Consider the following 16,057-nt stretch of genomic DNA (forward strand, 5'->3'; position numbering starts at 1 on the left):
ATTCTCCCACGCCGCCGTGCAGGTCCCGGCGGGTCGTGCCTAAGGTCGAGTGACCGACCGGTATCCCGACGGAAGGAGCACGACATGGCCGACCTCACCGGAAAGCGCGTCTTGACGATCGTGACGTCCTACGGCGTCGAGCAGGACGAGCTCGTCGTCCCGCTCGAGCACCTGCGCGACGCGGGAGCCGACGTCGTCGTGGCGGCGGACGAGCGCGGTGAGGTCCGGACGCTCGTGGGCGACAAGGACCCCGGCCGCACCGTGCCTGTGGACACCACCTACGACGACGTCGCGGCCGGCGACTTCGACCTGCTGCTCGTGCCCGGCGGCACCATCAACGCCGACACGCTGCGCCTGCAGGACGACGCGATCCGGCTCGTCAAGGACTTCGCGGGCGCCGGCAAGCCCGTCGCCGCGATCTGCCACGGGCCGTGGGCCCTCGTGGAGGCGGGCTGCGTGGCGGGCGCGACCCTCACGTCGTACCCGTCGCTGCAGACCGACGTCCGCAACGCGGGCGGGACGTGGGTGGACCAGTCCGCGGTCCGCGACGCCGGTGCGGGCTTCCCGCTCGTCACCTCCCGCACGCCCAAGGACCTCGAGGACTTCCTCGCGCAGGTCGACGCGGTGCTCGGCGCCTGAGCTGGACCGCACCCGGACCGCGACGCCCGGCACCGCACGTCGGTGCCGGGCGCCCGTCCGCGCCCGCGTGTCGGTGCCGGGCGCTACGGTGCCCGCATGAGCGCGCCCGGCGTCGACGACCTCCCGCTGCTCGGCCGGCTGCAGGCCGCCTTCCTCGACGGCACCCGGACCGCGGACCTGTCCGCGCGCGTCCCGGCGTGCGGGCGGTGGCGCACGCGCAACCTCGTCGAGCACCTCGCGCGCATCCATCACTGGGCCGCGGCCCAGGCGAGCCGCACGCGCGAGACCCCGCTCGGGCGCGGCCCGTTCGACCTGCCGGAGCTCTACGAGCGCTGCGCCCGCGAGCTGCTCGAGACGCTCGACGCCGTCGGCCCCGACGCCGAGTCCTCGACGCTCGTGGGGCGCGGCCCCGCACGGTTCTGGCGGCGGCGCCAGGTGCACGAGACCCTGGTGCACCTGCACGACCTGCGCGCGGCGGCGCTCGGCTCCGCCGAGGCGGTCGCGGCCGAGCACCCGATCGACGTCGGGCCCGAGGTGTGGGCCGACACGGTCGACGAGGTCGTGACGATGTTCCAGCCGCGGCAGGTGCGCCTCGGCCGCACGGAGCCGCTCGCACGCACGGTCGCGCTCACGGCGACCGACGTCGGCACGAGCTGGGTGCTCGGTGCCCACGAGGACGGGCGCGACGCGTCCCAGGCACCGGCCGCGACGGTCGCCGCACCGGCCCGCGAGCTCGCGCTCGTCCTGTGGCGGCGCCTCACGCCCGAGCAGTCGCGGGTGGTCGTCGACGGCGACCGCTCCGCGCTCGACCACGCGCTGGCGGCCCGCATCACCCCGTGACCGGCTCCCTGGCGAGGCGCTCGTCGTCCGCCCGCGCCGAGCCGTCGACCCGTAGGCTCTGGTCGTGGCCTCCAACCGCTGGATGAACCTGTTCGTCGACGTCGCGCGCGCCGTCCTCTCCTCGACCCCGCGGTCCGCGTCGGGTGCGGCGACCGACGAGCGCCGCCGCACGCCGTCGTCCCGCAGGCCCGCCCGCCGGGCGCCCGGGCCGGCCGCGTCCCCGCGCCCCGCACCGCCGCGCGAGCGTCCGGGCGTCACGGCGTCGAGCAGCGCGGTCGGCACGTACCCCGGCGACTACACGGGCGTCGTCGACGCGGTGTACTCGCCGCACCTCGACGGCGAGCCCGACCCGGGCGAGGTCGTGTGGACCTGGGTCCCCTACGAGGACGACCACACCCAGGGCAAGGACAGGCCCGTGCTGCTCGTGGGCCGCGACGGCCCGTGGCTGCTCGGCCTGCAGCTCACGAGCAAGGACCACGATCGCGACGCCGCCCAGGAGGCCCGGCACGGGCGGCTGTGGATGGACGTCGGCAGCGGTCCGTGGGACTCGCGGGGGCGGCCGAGCGAGGTGCGCGTCAACCGTGTGATCCGCGTGGCACCCGACGCGGTCCGGCGCGAGGGCGCGGTGCTCGACCGTGCCACGTTCGACCAGGTCGTGGCCGCCGTGGCGCGCGCGAGGCGCTGACCCGCACGGATTTTCCTCGCGGCGCGGCGCGCTGCTATTCTTGGTCGCTGCGTGTCCGCCCAGGTCGGCGGGCACCGTCACAGCTCCTCTCCACGGGTCCCCCACCCCAGTCCCGGGGTTGTGACCGCCCTCTACGACCTATCCGCTCGCCGTCAGGCGAACACACCAGGAAGTCCACCAGTGGCAAACATCAAGTCCCAGCTCAAGCGCATCAAGACGAACGAGAAGGCGCGCCTGCGCAACAAGGCCGTCAAGTCTGAGCTCAAGACGTACGTTCGCAAGGTCCGCGAGGCCGTCGCCGCCGGCGACAAGGAGGCCGCGGCCGTGGCGCTGCGCGAGGCCTCGCGCAAGCTCGACAAGGCCGTCTCGAAGGGCGTCATCCACGCCAACCAGGCCGCGAACCGCAAGTCGGCCATCGCGAAGGCCGTCGAGAAGCTCTGATCTTCCTCGCGAGGTAGCGCGCGGGCGTCGAGGCCGCGCGCGACCGTCGAAGGAGAACGCCCCTCCGTGCACCGGCACGGAGGGGCGTTCGGCGTTCGCGCGGCGCGTCAGGAGCGCCGGGCCCGGGCGATCGCCAGGACGGCCTTCTCGACCGCGTAGACCGGGTCGCGGCCGCCGCCCTTGACGTCGGCGTCCGCCTGCGCGACGGCGGTGATGGCGCTCGCGAGCCCCTCGGGCGTCCAGCGGGCCAGGTCGCGGTTGGCGTTGCGCACCTGCCAGTCCTGCAGGCCGAGCTCGCGCGCGGTCACGCCCCCGCCGCGGATCGCCGCGACGCGCGCGAGGGTCCGCAGCCGCGTGGCGAGCGCGCCGACGATGGGCACCGGGTCGGCACCGGTGTCGAGTGCGTGCCGCATCAGCGCGACGGCGCCGCCCGCGTCGCCCGCGACCGCGGCGTCGGCGACCTTGAAGCCCGTGGCCTCGACGCGGCCGCCGTAGTACCGGTCGACGACGGCCTCGCTGATCGTCCCGGTCGTGTCGGCGACGAGCTGCGAGCAGGCCGCGGCGAGCTCGCGCAGGTCGCTGCCGAGCGCGTCGACGAGCGCCCGCACCGCGGCCGCGTCCGCGCGGCGGCGGGCGGCGCGGAACTCGGCCGTGACGAACTGGACCTTGTCGGCGTCCTTGGTGATCGGCTCGCACTCGAGCACGGGTGCCCCGGACGCGACGACCGCGTCGAGCATCTTCTTGCCCCGCTGGCCGCCGCCGTGCACGACGACGACCGTCGTCTCCGGGTCGGGCGCCGCGACGTAGTCGACGACGTCGGACACCAGGTCGTCGGTGCACGCCTCGGTGCCGCGCAGCACGACGACCTTGGCCTCCCCGAAGAGCGACGGGCTCGCGGCGACCGTGAGCTGGCCCCCGGCGTACGTGGCGGCCTCGAGCTCGACCTTCTCGACGTCCGGGTCGCGCTCGCGCGCGAGCCCGACGACGCCGTCCACGGCACGCTCGGCCAGCAGCGGCTCGGCGCCGCGCACGAGCACGACGGGCGCGAGCGTCGGGTCGTCCCAGGGGCGGGCGTTCGCGGCGGCCCGGGCGGGCCGGCGGGTTCGGGTCGCAGGTGGCACGGGCACCAGCCTGCCACGACGCACCCACAGGACCGGCCGGCCGTCCACCGTCCTCGCGAGCGCACGGAGGTCAGTCGGTGCACGCGAGCGCGATGCCCCCGCCGCGCGCGACGAGCACGGCCGTGCCGCACTCGTCGGTGCGCACGAGCGCCGAGCCGACGCCCGCATAGAGGTCGAGCGCCGCGTCGGTCGGGTGCCCGTAGCCGTTGCCGTCCCCGACGCTCACGACGGTGACCCGCGGCCGCAGCAGCGCCGCCAGCGCCTCCGACTGGTCGGCCGACCCGTGGTGCGCCATCTTGACGACGTCGACGCCACCGGCCCATCCCGCCGCGCGCAGCTCGGCGAGCAGGGCCTCCTGCCCCGGGCGCTCGAGGTCACCCAGCGTCACGACGTCGAGCCCCGCGGCGGTCCGCAGCGCGAGCACCACGCTCGCGTCGTTCGCGCCGTCGCCCTCCTCGCCCCTGCCCGACGCCGCGGCGCGCGCGCCCAGGACGTGCCACGCCATCGTGCCCGCGACGCCCTCCTGGCCAGGTGCCGCCACCGTCACCGGCACGCCCGCCGCCGCGAGGTGGGCGCGGGCACGCTCCGCGGCGGCGGCCGGGAGGTCGAGGGGCGACACGAGCGCGGCGGCGACCTCGCTGCGCGCGAGGACGGCCTCGAGGCCGCCGACGTGGTCGGCGTGGAAGTGGCTCAGGACGAGGAGGTCGACCCGCTCGACGCCGAGCCGCGCGAGGCAGCGTCCCGCCGCGTCCCCCGGCGGTCCGACGTCGACCACCACGGCCGACGCCGCGCCGGTGCGCACGACGAGCGCGTCGCCCTGGCCGACGTCGCACGCCGCGAGCTCCCAGTCCTCGGGGACGCCCCCGACGGGCGCGAGCGCCCGTGGCAGGACGAGGACCACCGCGACGACGAGCGCGGCCCCGACCGCGAGCGCCACCGTCACGCGCTCGCCCGGCGGGCCTCCCGCGCGCGGGTGCCGGAGCGACCGCAGCGGCCGGCGTGCCGCCTCGCGCCAGGTGCGCGGCCACCCGTCACCGACCGGCCGGCGGAGCACCGCGGCGAGCACGCCCGCCGTCGCCGCCGCGAGCAGCAGCGCACCGCCGATGCCGCCCGGCCACGGCACCGCCGCCCCGGGGACCTCCGCGAACCAGTGCGCGACGAGCGCGATCCAGCCCGTGGCGAGGCTCGCGAGCCACGCCACCGCATGGGCCGGCCCGGGCGCGACGGGCGCCAGCAGCGTGGCCGCGAGGCCGAGCACCGTGGCGGGCACCAGCGCCGGCGTGGCGAGCAGGTTGGCCGGGACGGCCGTGGTCGGCACGCTCGGGTCGAGCAGCACGAGCACGGGACCGACCGCGGCCTGCGCGGCGAGCGGCACGGCGAGGGCGAACGCGAGCGGCCGCCCGAGCCACGGCGCGAGGCGGGCGGCGAGCGGTCCGGAGAGCAGCACGAGCCCCGCGGTGGCGGCGCACGACAGCGCGAAGCCGAAGGACCGCGCGAGCCACGGGTCGACGACGAGCAGGACGGTCGAGGCGGTGGCCAGGGCGGCCGGGCCGGCGGACGGCCGGCCGAGCGCGACCCCGAGGAGCGCGACGGCGCACGTCCACGCCGCGCGCAGCACGCTCGGCTCGGGCCGCACGAGCAGGACGAAGCCCACCGCGGCGGCCGCGAGGACGCCGACGCGGACCGCGCGCGGTGCCCGCAGGGCGGCGCACGCCGTCGTGAGCGTCGCCACGACCACGGCGAAGTGGGCGCCGGAGACCGCGGTGACGTGCGTGAGCCCGGTGACCCGCATCGCCTCGGTGAGCTCGGGCGGGACGCGGCTCGTGTCGCCGACCGCGGCGCCGGGGACGAGTCCGCGCGCCTGCGGCGACAGGTCCGCGGTGACGTCGAGGAGCGCCGTGCGCAGCACGTGGGTGGCGGCGAGCGCGGCACCGGGCGGCGCGGTGACGGTCGCGACGCCGTCCGCGACCGCCCTCGCCGCCGTGTCGCGGCCGGGCTGCTCGGGGCGCAGGCGGGCGGAGACGCTCACGGCCGCACCGAACGCGGGCGCGGGCGGCGGGGCGGTGACCTCGACGGCGGCGGCCGTGCGCGTGGTCACCCCGCGGGCGGTCACGCGCTCCACGGACAGGACCCAGCGCAGGTCGTCGCCGAAGGTCGCGGGCCGCGGTTCGCTCACGACGCGTCCCTCGAGCCGTGCGGTCGCGCCGAGGTCCGCGAGCGCCTCGAGCGGTGCCCGGTCCGCGGCCTGGACGTGCACGCCGGCCGCGACGGCGAGCACGCACGCCGCGGCGAGGAAGCCATGCGCGAGGACGGGGCCGCGCCACCGCACGGCGGCGAGGCCGAACCCCACGAGCAGCGCCGCGCCGACCCCGGCGACGCGGCCGGCGAGACCGGGCGACCCCACGAGCCACCACGCGGCCGCCCACGCCGTCAGGGCCGCGGGCGCGAGACGCAGGTCGGCGGTCATACGCGCGCGGCGTCGCGCAGCCCGGCGAGGATCGACGGGCCGATGCCCGACACCTCGCCCAGCTCGTCGACGCTGGCGAACGGCCCGTGCTCCGTGCGCCACGCGACGATCCGCTCGGCCAGGACGGGTCCGATGCCGGGCAGCGTCTCCAGCGTCGCCGCGTCGGCGGTGTTGAGGTCCACGAGCCCGCCGGCCCCCGGGCCACCCGTGCCCGTGCCGCCCGCGCCCGCGGCCCCGGCGGGCGCACCGGTCCCGCCCGCCGGGCCCGCCGTCGCCGGCAGCGGCTCGCCGGGCGCCGGGACGTACACCTGCTCGCCGTCGACCACCGCACGCGCGAGGTTGACCGCGGCGAGGTCGGCCTCCGCCGTCGGGCCGCCCGCCGCGTCGAGCGCGTCCGCGACGCGAGCGCCCGCCGGCAGGGTGACGATCCCCGGCGCGGCGACCTGGCCGACGACGTGCACGACGACGCTCGCGGCGGCCGCGTCCGTCCCGCCCGCCGCGCCGCCGAGCGACGCCGGGCCAGGAGCCTCGGCCGCGCCCGCCCCGGTGCCCTCTGCGGACGCCTCGGTCGCCGTGCCGGGAGGGGCGACGTCGGAGGCGCCCGTGCCCGCGGCCGCCGCGCCGTCGGCGACCGGCAGCAGCTCGACGCCGCCGCGCGGCCACAGCGTGACCACGCCGGCGGCCAGCCCGACGACCAGCACGGCGGCCCCGGCGACGGCCGCGGCCCGCGTCCCGAGGGCCCAGCGGCGGCCGCCGCCGGGCGTCTCGTCGTCGTGGCCGGCGCCGGGCCCGAGCGGGTGCCCGTGCACGGCCGAGTACGCCGCGGCGACGTGCCCCGCGGACCGGCGGGCCCGCAGCCGCTCGGCCAGCGCGTCGTCGGGGCGCTGGTCGCCGGGCGGCGCCGCGTCGCCCGGCCCGGGGGCGCCCGGCCGCGCGGACCGCGTGCAGGCGGGCGACCGCGTCGTCGAGCTCGGCGTCCGGGGCGGGCGTCCGCGGCACGGGTGGGAATGGGGAGGTCGTGCTCACGCGCCGGACGCTAGGCGGCTCCCGCCCGCGCACGGCGCCCGGGCGCCCACCCCTGTGGAGGACCCGAGCCTGGGGGCGGCCTCGGACCCGCCGGTCAGTGCCGGTGCGTGCCGAGCTCGGCGACCGCGACCGCGAGCGCGCCCGGTCCGGCGTGCGCGCCGAGGACCGCGCTCACGGGCGACACGACGACGTCGACGCCGAGCCGCTCGTGCAGCTCCTCGGCGACCTCGTCGGCGCGGTCGGGGACGCCGAGGTGGTGCACCGCGACGCCCGGGCGCTCGAGGCCCTCCGCGTGCCGCGCGGCCCGCTCGACGAGCCGGGCGGTCGCGGCCGCGCGCGTGCGCACGCGCTGGAGGAGCTCGATGCGCCCGTCGCGCACGCCCAGCAGGGGCCGCACGCCGAGCGCGGTGCCGAGCGCCGCGGCCGGCGCGGACAGGCGTCCCCCGCGTCGCAGGTGGTCGAGCGAGTCCACCAGGAAGACCGTCTCGCTCGACCCCGCGACCTCGGCCGCCCGCGCGGCCACGTGCGCGGCGTCGTGGCCGGCGGCGGCGCACGCGGCCGCCTCGGTGGCGGCGAAACCGAGCGCCATGGCGACCGTGCCGGAGTCCACGACGCGCACGGGCAGCATCGCCCGGTGCCCCGCGTGCTCGGCCGCGCCGACCGTGCCGGACAGCGCGCCCGACAGGTGCACGCTGACGACCGCGCGAGCGCCGGCCGCCGCGGCCTCGCGGTACGCGGCGAGCAGGGCGGCGGGCGGCGGCTGCGACGTCGTGAGCCGCTCCCCCGCGCCGATGCGCCGCGCGACCTCGTCGGGGCTGATCTCGACACCCTCGCGCCACTCGTCGTCACCCGCGAGCACGCGCAGCGGCACGACGGCGATCCCGGCGTCGCGCGCGGCGGCGTCGGGCAGGCAGGCCGTGGAGTCGGTGACGACGCGCACCGCGATCGGTTCGGACATCGGGCCTGGAGTGTAGCCCGCTGCCGTCACCGACCGCCGTGCCGCTCGCCGCGCACCCGCGGTCGGCTCGCGCTACCGTGCGGGCCATGTCGCAGCAGACCCCCGACGACGCCGAGCTCGCCGCCCTGCGGGCCGCCGCCGCCCAGGCCGCCGCCGAGGCCGCCGAGGCCAAGGCCGCCGCCGCCCAGGCCGCCCTCGAGGCCGCCGAGGCCGCCGCCCGCGGCCAGGTCCCTCCGGGTGAGCCGGCGCCGGTGGCCGCGCCCTCGCCCGACGCGGCGCCCGAGCAGACCCCCGGCGAGGCCGCCGCGGCACGCTCGGAGACGCCGTCGGAGGCACCGTCGGACGCCAACGGCGCCGGGCTTTCGGGCTACGCCGAGCAGGTGCGCGCCGCGTACGCGCACGCCGGCCCGACGCTCGCGCTCGGCGCGCTGCTCGAGGGCGAGCCGGGCGGCGAGCCGACGCCGGTCGCCACGGCGCAGGTGGGGTTCCCGCTGTCGATGCTCAACCGCCACGGCCTCGTCGCGGGCGCGACGGGCACGGGCAAGACCAAGACGCTCCAGGGCATGGCCGAGGGCCTGTCCGCCCAGGGGGTGCCCGTCTTCGTCGCCGACATCAAGGGTGACCTGTCGGGCCTGGCCGTGGCGGGCGCGGCGAACGAGAAGATCGCGGCGCGTGCGGCGAGCATCGGCCAGGACTGGCAGCCGACGGCGTACCCGGTCGAGTTCTACTCGCTCGGCGGCCTGGGCACGGGCGTGCCGATCCGGACGACGGTGACCGACTTCGGGCCGCTGCTGCTCAGCAAGGTGCTGGGCCTCAACGCGACGCAGGAGTCGAGCCTCGGCCTGATCTTCCACTGGGCCGACGAGCAGGGGCTGGCGCTGCTCGACCTCAAGGACCTGCAGGCCACCATCGCCTACCTCACGTCGGACGCGGGCAAGGCCGCGCTCAAGGGCATCGGCGGCATCTCCTCGGCCACGGCCGGCGTGATCCTGCGCGAGATCGTCGCGCTCCAGTCGCAGGGGGGCGACGTCTTCTTCGGCGAGCCGGCGTTCGAGACGGCGGACCTGCTGCGCACCACGCCCGACGGTCGCGGCGTGATCTCGGCGCTCGAGCTGCCCGCCGTCCAGGACCGCCCGGCGCTGTTCTCGACCTTCCTCATGTGGCTGCTCGCGGACCTCTTCCAGGAGCTGCCCGAGGTGGGCGACCCCGAGAAGCCGCGGCTGGTGTTCTTCTTCGACGAGGCGCACCTGCTCTTCGCGGACGCGTCCGAGGACTTCCTGCAGCAGGTCGTCCAGACGGTGCGGCTCATCCGCAGCAAGGGCGTCGGCGTCTTCTTCGTGACGCAGTCGCCCAAGGACGTGCCGGCGGACGTGCTCGCGCAGCTGGGCAACCGCGTCCAGCACGCGCTGCGCGCGTTCACGCCCGACGACGCCAAGGCGCTGCGGGCCGCGGCCCGCACCTTCCCGCACTCGCCGTACGACCTCGAGCGGCTCCTGCAGTCGCTCGGCACCGGCGAGGCGGTGGTCACGCTGCTGAGCGAGAAGGGCGCGCCCACCCCCGTGGCGTGGACGCGCGTGCGAGCGCCGCAGGCCTCGATGGACCCCGCGCCGTCGTCGGTCCTCGAGGCGACCGTCGCGGCGTCGCCGGGCCAGGCCGCCTACGGGGCGGCGGTCGACCGCGAGTCCGCGTTCGAGCTGCTGCGCGCGCGCAGCGAGCGCGAGGCCGCGGCGCGTGAGGCCGAGGAGGCCGCCGAGGCGCGCCGCGAGGCCGAGGCGCGGGCGTAGCGCGACCGCGCCACGCACGACGTCGCGGGGGCGGTCGCGCACGTCGCGCGGCCGCTCGGGCGACCCGCTCGAGAAGGTCCTGTCGACGGTGGGCACGACGCTCGCCCGCGAGATCACGCGCTCGATCTTCGGCACGCGCCGCCGCCGCTGAACCTCTCGGGGTGTCAGAACCCTGGTGGGACAGGGCCCACCAGGGTTCTGACAGCTCACTCGCCGTTCGCCGGGAGCGGCTCGGCGTGCCAGATGCGGTCGAGGTAGTCGCGCATCGACCGGTCGGACGAGAAGAAGCCCGTCCGCGCGACGTTGAGCACGGCCGACCGGCTCCACGCGTCGGGGTCGGCGTACGCGGCCTCGACGCGCTCCTGGGCGTCGAGGTACGACTGGTAGTCCGCGAGCACCATGAAGCGGTCCTCGTCGAGCAGGTTCGACACGACGGGCGCGAACGTGGCCGGGTCGCCGCCCGAGAACGTGCCCTTCGCGATCAGGTCGATCGCGCGGCGCAGCGACGCGTTCTCCTCGTAGTACGACGACGGGCGGTAGCCCGCCTCCTGCATCGCGCTCGCCTCCGGCTCGGTCAGGCCGAAGAGGAAGAAGTGCTCGTCGCCGACGAGCTGGCGGATCTCGACGTTCGCGCCGTCGTCGGTCCCGATCGTCAGCGCGCCGTTGAGGGCGAACTTCATGTTGCCGGTGCCCGACGCCTCCTTGCCGGCGAGCGAGATCTGCTCGGACAGGTCGGCGGCCGGCACGAGCGTCTCGGCGACCGTGACGTTGTAGTTCGCGGGGAACGCCACGCGCAGCACGCGTGAGACCTCGGGGTGCGCGTTGACGACGGCGCCCACGTGGTTGATGAGCGCGATGATCTCCTTGGCCATCCGGTAGCCGGGCGCGGCCTTGGCCCCGAACACGACGGTGCGGGGTGTGACGTCCTCGACCGCGAGCTCGCCGGAGGTGATCCGGTCGTACAGCGTCACGACGTGCAGCAGCTTGAGCAGCTGGCGCTTGTACTCGTGCAGGCGCTTGACCATGACGTCGAGCATGGTGCCCGGGTCGACGTCGATGCCGTCGCGCGTCGCGAGCAGGCGCACGAGCCGGTCCTTGTTCGCGGCCTTCACCTCGCGGAACCGGCGCCGGAACTCGGCGTCGTCGGCGAGCGGCTCGAGCTCGCGCAGCCGGTCGAGGTCGGTGACCCAGCCGTCGCCGATCGCCTCGGTGATCAGCGCCGACAGCCCCGGGTTGGCCAGGCGCAGGAAGCGCCGCGGCGTGACGCCGTTGGTGACGTTGGTGAACTTCTCCGGGAAGTGGTCCGCGAAGTCGGTGAGCACCTTGTCGCGCAGCAGCTGGCTGTGCAGCTCCGCGACGCCGTTGACCTTGGCGCCCGCGACGGTCGCCAGATACGCCATGCGCACGGCCCGCTCGGGGTGCTCGGCGATGATCGACATGCGCCGTACGAGCAGCTCGTCGCCGCCCGAGGACTCGCGCACCTCGTCGAGGAAGTCGTCGTTGATCCGGTAGATGATCTCGAGGTGGCGCGGCAGCAGCCGGCCCATGAGCTCGACCGGCCACACCTCGAGGGCCTCGGGCAGCAGCGTGTGGCACGTGTACGCGAAGCAGCGCCGCGTCACGTCCCACGCCTCGTCCCACTCGAACCCCTGCTCGTCGACGAGGATGCGCATGAGCTCGGGGATCGCGATGACCGGGTGCGTGTCGTTGAGCTGGAAGACGATCCGCTCGGGCAGCCGGTGCAGGTCGAAGCCCTCGGGCAGCAGCTGGTCGATGAAGTCGCGCAGCGAGCACGCCACGAAGAAGTACTGCTGCTGCAGGCGCAGCTCCTTGCCCTGCGGCGTCGAGTCCTCGGGGTACAGGACCTTGGAGATGTTCTCCGCGAACGTCTGGGCGCGCACCGCCTCGGCGTAGTCGCCGTAGTTGAAGATCTTGAGGTCGAACGCGTGGGTCGCGCGGGCGCTCCACAGGCGCAGCGTGTTGACGCGGCCGTTGCGGTAGCCCGGGACCATGTAGTTGTACGGGACGCCGAGGACCTGCCAGCCGGGCACCCAGCGCGTGCGCTCGCGGCCGCTCGGGTCGGTGTACTTCTCCGTGTGCCCGCCGAAGCTGACGGTGACCTCGTGCTCGGGGTGCGCGAACTCCCACGGGGAGCCGCGGTCGAGCCAGTTGTCCGGCTCCTCGACCTGCCGGCCGTCGACGAACGTCTGGCGGAAGATGCCGTACTCGTACCGGATGCCGTACCCGATCGCCGGGACCGACATCGTCGCGAGGGAGTCGATGAAGCACGCGGCGAGACGGCCGAGGCCGCCGTTGCCGAGGCCCGGCTCGATCTCCTCCTCGCGCAGCTCGTCGAGGTCGACGCCGAGCGAGGCGAGGCCCTCGCGCGCGATCGACTCGAGGTCCGAGGCGATGAGCGCGTTGTCGAGCTGGCGGCCGAGCAGGAACTCGGCCGACAGGTACGCCACGGCCTTGGGCTGCGTGCGGATCTGGTCGGCCGTCGTGCGCATCCAGCGCGCCATGAGGTAGTGGCGCACCGTGCGCGCGAGCGCGAGGTACTTGTCGTTGACGCTGGCCCGCTCGAGCACGGTGCCCTGGGAGAAGTTGAGCTCGCGCAGGTACTCGCGCACGAACCCCTCCACGGAGTGCTCGGGGGTGGCGATGAGCGGTGTCGACTCGGTCACGGGTCGACCCTACACAGCGCTCCTGGGCGCGGTCGCGGCGGCGGTCACTCCCCCACGAGCGTGACGAGCCGCGAGCGCCCCGTCTCGTCCTTGACGGCCTGGATCACGACGTCGACGTGCGGCTCGAGCGCGCTGACCTTGTCGAGCGGCGCGCCCACGACGAGCTGGAACCCGAGCCCGCGCCACGCGCCGACAGCACGGCCCGCGAACCGCGCGTCGGCCTTGATGAACGCCTCGTCGAGGAAGACCGGCGCGTACCGCGGCCGCTCGGCTCCCGCGTCGCCGAGCTGGTAGCGCAGCGCGGCGCCGACGATGAACGCGACGAGCTCCTGGGACTCGCCGCCGGACTTGCCGGCGATGTGGTCGTAGACGCTCACGTGGTTGCCCTCGAGGTCGACGCACTCGGCGCTGATGCGCACGTGGTCGCGCACGTCGACGAGCCGACGCCGCTCGGGCGAGTCGGGCCGGATGCGGTCGATGAGGCGTGCCATGCGCTCGTAGCGGCGCTGCCGCTCGGCGGGCGTCTGGTCGGCGGGCGGTGCCTGCGCGAGCTCGCGCAGCTGCCGGCGGAACGACGCCACGTCCTGCGCCTCGGTCACGGTCGCGGTGATGCGCAGCCGGTGCCGGTCGTCGCGGAACGGCAGCGTCGCGAGGATCGCGTTGACCGGCTCCATGCGCTCGCGGATCTCGGCGACCGCGCGGTTCATGACGTTGCCGAGGAGCGTGAGGTCGTTGCCGGAGAGCCGCCCGATCGTGCGCGACCACCGCTCCTGGAGCTGGTAGAGCCGCTGGTCCTCGATCTCGGTGTAGATGCGCAGGAAGTCGTCGTAGGACGCGTCGGGGTCGGTGCCGAGGTTGGGGTTGGGCCAGGCGTCGCAGAACCGCTCGAACACCGAGCGCAGCGCCGCCCGGGCGGTGCGCTCGGCCTCCGCGGCGGCCTCACGGTCGCGCGCGAGCTCGCGCACGACGGCGGTGGTCGCCGCGGTCAGCCCGGCCAGGCCGAGCTCCTCGACCGGCCCGGGCGCGACCGCCGCGAGCGCCGCCTCGAGGCGCTCGCGCTGGGCGTCCGACGGGGCGACGCCCTCGCGCGCGGCCCGCTCGACGGCGTCGGTCACGTGGTCGACGAGCTCGGTGATCGCCGCCCACTGCTCGCCGAGCTCGCGCACCCGGTTCTCCGCGTCGGCGCGCTCGCGGTAGAGCTCGGTGAGCCGGGAGCGCAGCCCCTTCTCGTCGTCGGCGAGCGCGCGCAGCACGTCGGACCCGTCGCGCAGCGTCTCGAGGCGCGCGCGGCGCTCGGCGAGCGCGGCCTCGGCGCCCGCGACGTCGACGTCGTCCCACGCGAACCGGAGCACCTGGCTGTAGGCGACGAACCGGTCGGTGTGCGCGGCCTGGCGCAGCCGGGCGCCCTCGAGCGCGGCGCCCGCGTCGCGCAGCGCGGCGCGCGCGGCGGTGACGTCGTCGGCGAGCCGCTCGAGCCGGCGCGCGTTGCTGAAGCCGAGCACCGAGGCGCGCCCCGTCCCGCCGTGCGCGCCGCGCGCGCCGTCGGACGTCTGGCCGGTGCGGGTCAGCGCCCGGGGGTGCCGGTGCAGCTCGGCCGGGTCGTCCACGCACACGTACGCGAACCGCTCGGCGAGCCGGCGCGCGAGCCAGCCGCCGAACGGGCCGGCCTTGACCTCCAGGCGGCCGGGCAGCGTGCGCGGGTCCGCGTCGACGTCGAGCGGCAGCCCCGTCTCGACGCCCTCGAAGCGCAGGCGCCGGCGCAGGGGCACGCCGTCGATCGCGGCCCGGAACGCGGCGAGCCGGTCGGCGTCGACGAGCAGCGTCGTCGCGAAGCCGCCGAGCGCGAGCCCGATCGCGTCGCGCCACGGCTCGTACTCGCCGCGCACCTCGAGCAGCTCGCCGACGAACGGCAGCTCGTCCACGTCGAGGCCCGCCGCCTCGGCGAGCGCGCACCGCGCGGCGTGGTCCTCGGCCCCGACGTTGCCGCGCCGCTGCGCGAGCGACGCCTGCTCGCGCTCGAGCGACGCGAGCCGGCGCTCGGCGTCGGACACGGCCTGGCGCGCGGCCCAGACCTCCTCCTCGAGCGCCGCGGCCTGCTCGGCGCGCGCCTCGACGAACGCCCGGGCGTCGCGCTGGAGGCGCTCGAAGTCGGCGCGGCTCGCGACGTCGTGCTCGACGACGGCGAGCTGCGCGTCGAGCGCGGCGCGCGCGGTGCGGACCTCCTCGAGCCGCTCGGCACGCCGGCGCACGTCGCGCTCGGCCGCCTCGACCGCGTCGCCGCCCTGGCGGCGCTGGTCCTCGCGGACCTCCTCGAGCTCCGCCTCGGCCTGCGCGATGCGGCTCGCCGCCGCGGCGCGGCGCTCCTCGGCCGCGCGGTGCGCGCTGCGGTTCGCCTCCTCCTCGGCGCGCACGAGCGCGAGCCGTCGGCCGTCGCGCCACGCCGTGAACGGGGTGGGCGCCGCGCCGACACGGTCGGCGTCGTCGGCCCGCACGCCGAGCGTGTCGAGCAGCGCGGCGGACGCCGCGGCCTCGTCGATCTGCCGGCGCAGCGCGACCATGGGCCGCAGCACCTCGACCTGCCTGCTCGCCGTGAGCATCTCGGTGCGCACCGCGCTGAGCTCGTCGAAGTGCTCGACGGCGCGGTCGGCCACCTCGAGCGTCTCGGGCTCCTCGAGCACCATCGCCTTGTACAGGGCGTCGACCGTGGTGATCTGCTGGCCCGCCTGGATGCGCCCGAGCAGCTGCATGGCCTTGTGCCCGTCGCCCGCGGCGCCGATGCCGAGCGCGGCGTGCAGCCGGGTGGCGAACGCGACGTCGGTGTCGAACAGCGCCAGCCCCGCCTCCGCGAGGCCGGCCCGCGCGAAGCGCCCGGCCGCGAGCGGCTCGAGGCGGCGCAGGTCGAACGGGCCGTCGTGCGTGGCGCGCACGACGACGCAGTCCTCGTTGCGCTGCGCGCCGCGCGGCACGTACCAGGCGCGCAGGGCGGTGAGCGTCTCGCCCGTCTGGTCGGCCCACGTCATCGCGATGGCCGACCACGTGTCGACGCCGTCGCCGCGCAGCACCCGGTCGCGCGACGTCGTCTGCCCGTCCTCGCGCGACTCGTCGAGCTTGCCGCGCGCGTAGGACAGGACGTTGCGCTGCTCGCGGCCGCGCGCCCGGCCCGCGGTCGCGCCGTTGGACGCCCCGTTGAACGGCGTCGTGTGGCTCATCATCAGGGCGATGTAGGCGTCGAGCAGCGTCGACTTGCCCGAGCCGGACGCGCCAGACAGCAGCGTGGCCGTCGTCGCGAACCGGACCTCGTGGTGCCCGTGGTAGCCGCCCCAGTTGACCAGCTGCATGCTGCGCGCGGTCCACTGGCGGCCGTCGGACGCGGTGGGGATGAGCCCGAAGAGCGACTCGCTCATCCGCGGCG

10 protein-coding genes and 1 pseudogene are annotated in these 16,057 nt (G+C 76.5%); 5 read left to right on the top strand and 6 right to left on the bottom strand.

The annotated features are described in order from the left end of the window. The first annotated feature begins 84 nt into the window (after positions 1-84). The 4 genes from ISOVA_RS10020 to rpsT all read left to right on the top strand — a co-directional run bounded on the left by ISOVA_RS10020 (position 85) and on the right by rpsT (position 2,605). The gene (locus ISOVA_RS10020; protein ID WP_013839117.1) at positions 85-639 is read left to right on the top strand and encodes a type 1 glutamine amidotransferase domain-containing protein; all 555 of its coding nucleotides are present in this window, start codon (positions 85-87) and stop codon (positions 637-639) included. A 96-nt stretch (positions 640-735) separates the two neighbouring features. Beyond that, the gene (locus ISOVA_RS10025; protein WP_013839118.1) at positions 736-1,479 is read left to right on the top strand and encodes a maleylpyruvate isomerase N-terminal domain-containing protein; all 744 of its coding nucleotides are present in this window, start codon (positions 736-738) and stop codon (positions 1,477-1,479) included. A 64-nt stretch (positions 1,480-1,543) separates the two neighbouring features. Beyond that, a complete protein-coding gene (locus ISOVA_RS10030; RefSeq protein WP_013839119.1) occupies positions 1,544-2,164 on the top strand; it encodes a type II toxin-antitoxin system PemK/MazF family toxin in 621 nt (206 codons plus the stop codon). Positions 2,165-2,344: 180 nt separating this feature from the next. Continuing rightward, complete coding sequence (gene rpsT / locus ISOVA_RS10035) at positions 2,345-2,605, top strand: 30S ribosomal protein S20 (RefSeq protein WP_013839120.1); 261 nt, start codon at positions 2,345-2,347, stop codon at positions 2,603-2,605. A 107-nt stretch (positions 2,606-2,712) separates the two neighbouring features. Here the strand turns inward: rpsT and holA are convergent, their stop codons facing one another. From holA to ISOVA_RS10055, 4 genes are all read right to left on the bottom strand, one after another. Continuing rightward, positions 2,713-3,726, bottom strand: coding sequence for a DNA polymerase III subunit delta (gene holA / locus ISOVA_RS10040; RefSeq protein ID WP_041295334.1), 1,014 nt, complete (start codon positions 3,724-3,726; stop codon positions 2,713-2,715). A 70-nt stretch (positions 3,727-3,796) separates the two neighbouring features. Continuing rightward, entirely contained in the window at positions 3,797-6,193 is a 2,397-nt protein-coding gene (locus ISOVA_RS10045) for a ComEC/Rec2 family competence protein (RefSeq protein WP_013839122.1), read from the bottom strand. Further along, on the bottom strand, positions 6,190-7,002 hold the full coding sequence (locus ISOVA_RS17270) for a ComEA family DNA-binding protein (protein ID WP_013839123.1): 813 nt from the start codon (positions 7,000-7,002) through the stop codon (positions 6,190-6,192). The genes ISOVA_RS10045 and ISOVA_RS17270 overlap by 4 nt, the downstream gene beginning before the upstream one ends. Before the next feature lie 311 nt (positions 7,003-7,313). After that, on the bottom strand, positions 7,314-8,177 hold the full coding sequence (locus tag ISOVA_RS10055) for a DegV family protein (RefSeq protein ID WP_013839124.1): 864 nt from the start codon (positions 8,175-8,177) through the stop codon (positions 7,314-7,316). A gap of 86 nt (positions 8,178-8,263) precedes the next feature. Here ISOVA_RS10055 and ISOVA_RS10060 point away from each other — a divergent pair. Continuing rightward, a pseudogene (locus ISOVA_RS10060) lies at positions 8,264-10,112 on the top strand (helicase HerA-like domain-containing protein). Positions 10,113-10,167: 55 nt separating this feature from the next. Here the strand turns inward: ISOVA_RS10060 and ISOVA_RS10065 are convergent. Together ISOVA_RS10065 and ISOVA_RS10070 are read right to left on the bottom strand one after the other, a co-directional pair. Next, positions 10,168-12,645 carry a glycogen/starch/alpha-glucan phosphorylase gene (locus tag ISOVA_RS10065; protein WP_013839125.1) on the bottom strand — a complete coding sequence of 826 codons (2,478 nt, stop codon included), beginning with the start codon at positions 12,643-12,645 and terminating at the stop codon, positions 10,168-10,170. A gap of 44 nt (positions 12,646-12,689) precedes the next feature. After that, positions 12,690-16,049, bottom strand: coding sequence for an ATP-binding protein (locus tag ISOVA_RS10070; protein ID WP_041295336.1), 3,360 nt, complete (start codon positions 16,047-16,049; stop codon positions 12,690-12,692). Between the last annotated feature and the right edge of the window lie 8 nt (positions 16,050-16,057).

This window comes from Isoptericola variabilis 225 (assembly GCF_000215105.1).
Classification (GTDB): Bacteria; Actinomycetota; Actinomycetes; order Actinomycetales; family Cellulomonadaceae; genus Isoptericola; species Isoptericola variabilis_A.

Bases quoted from the DNA above. Each gene is read 5' to 3' on its own strand.
- ISOVA_RS10055 (WP_013839124.1), bottom strand. From the start codon at position 8,177: ATGTCCGAACCGATCGCGGTGCGCGTCGTCACCGACTCCACGGCCTGC.
- ISOVA_RS10025 (WP_013839118.1), top strand. From the start codon at position 736: ATGAGCGCGCCCGGCGTCGACGACCTCCCGCTGCTCGGCCGGCTGCAG.
- ISOVA_RS10045 (WP_013839122.1), bottom strand. From the start codon at position 6,193: ATGACCGCCGACCTGCGTCTCGCGCCCGCGGCCCTGACGGCGTGGGCG.
- ISOVA_RS10020 (WP_013839117.1), top strand. From the start codon at position 85: ATGGCCGACCTCACCGGAAAGCGCGTCTTGACGATCGTGACGTCCTAC.
- ISOVA_RS10070 (WP_041295336.1), bottom strand. From the start codon at position 16,049: ATGAGCGAGTCGCTCTTCGGGCTCATCCCCACCGCGTCCGACGGCCGC.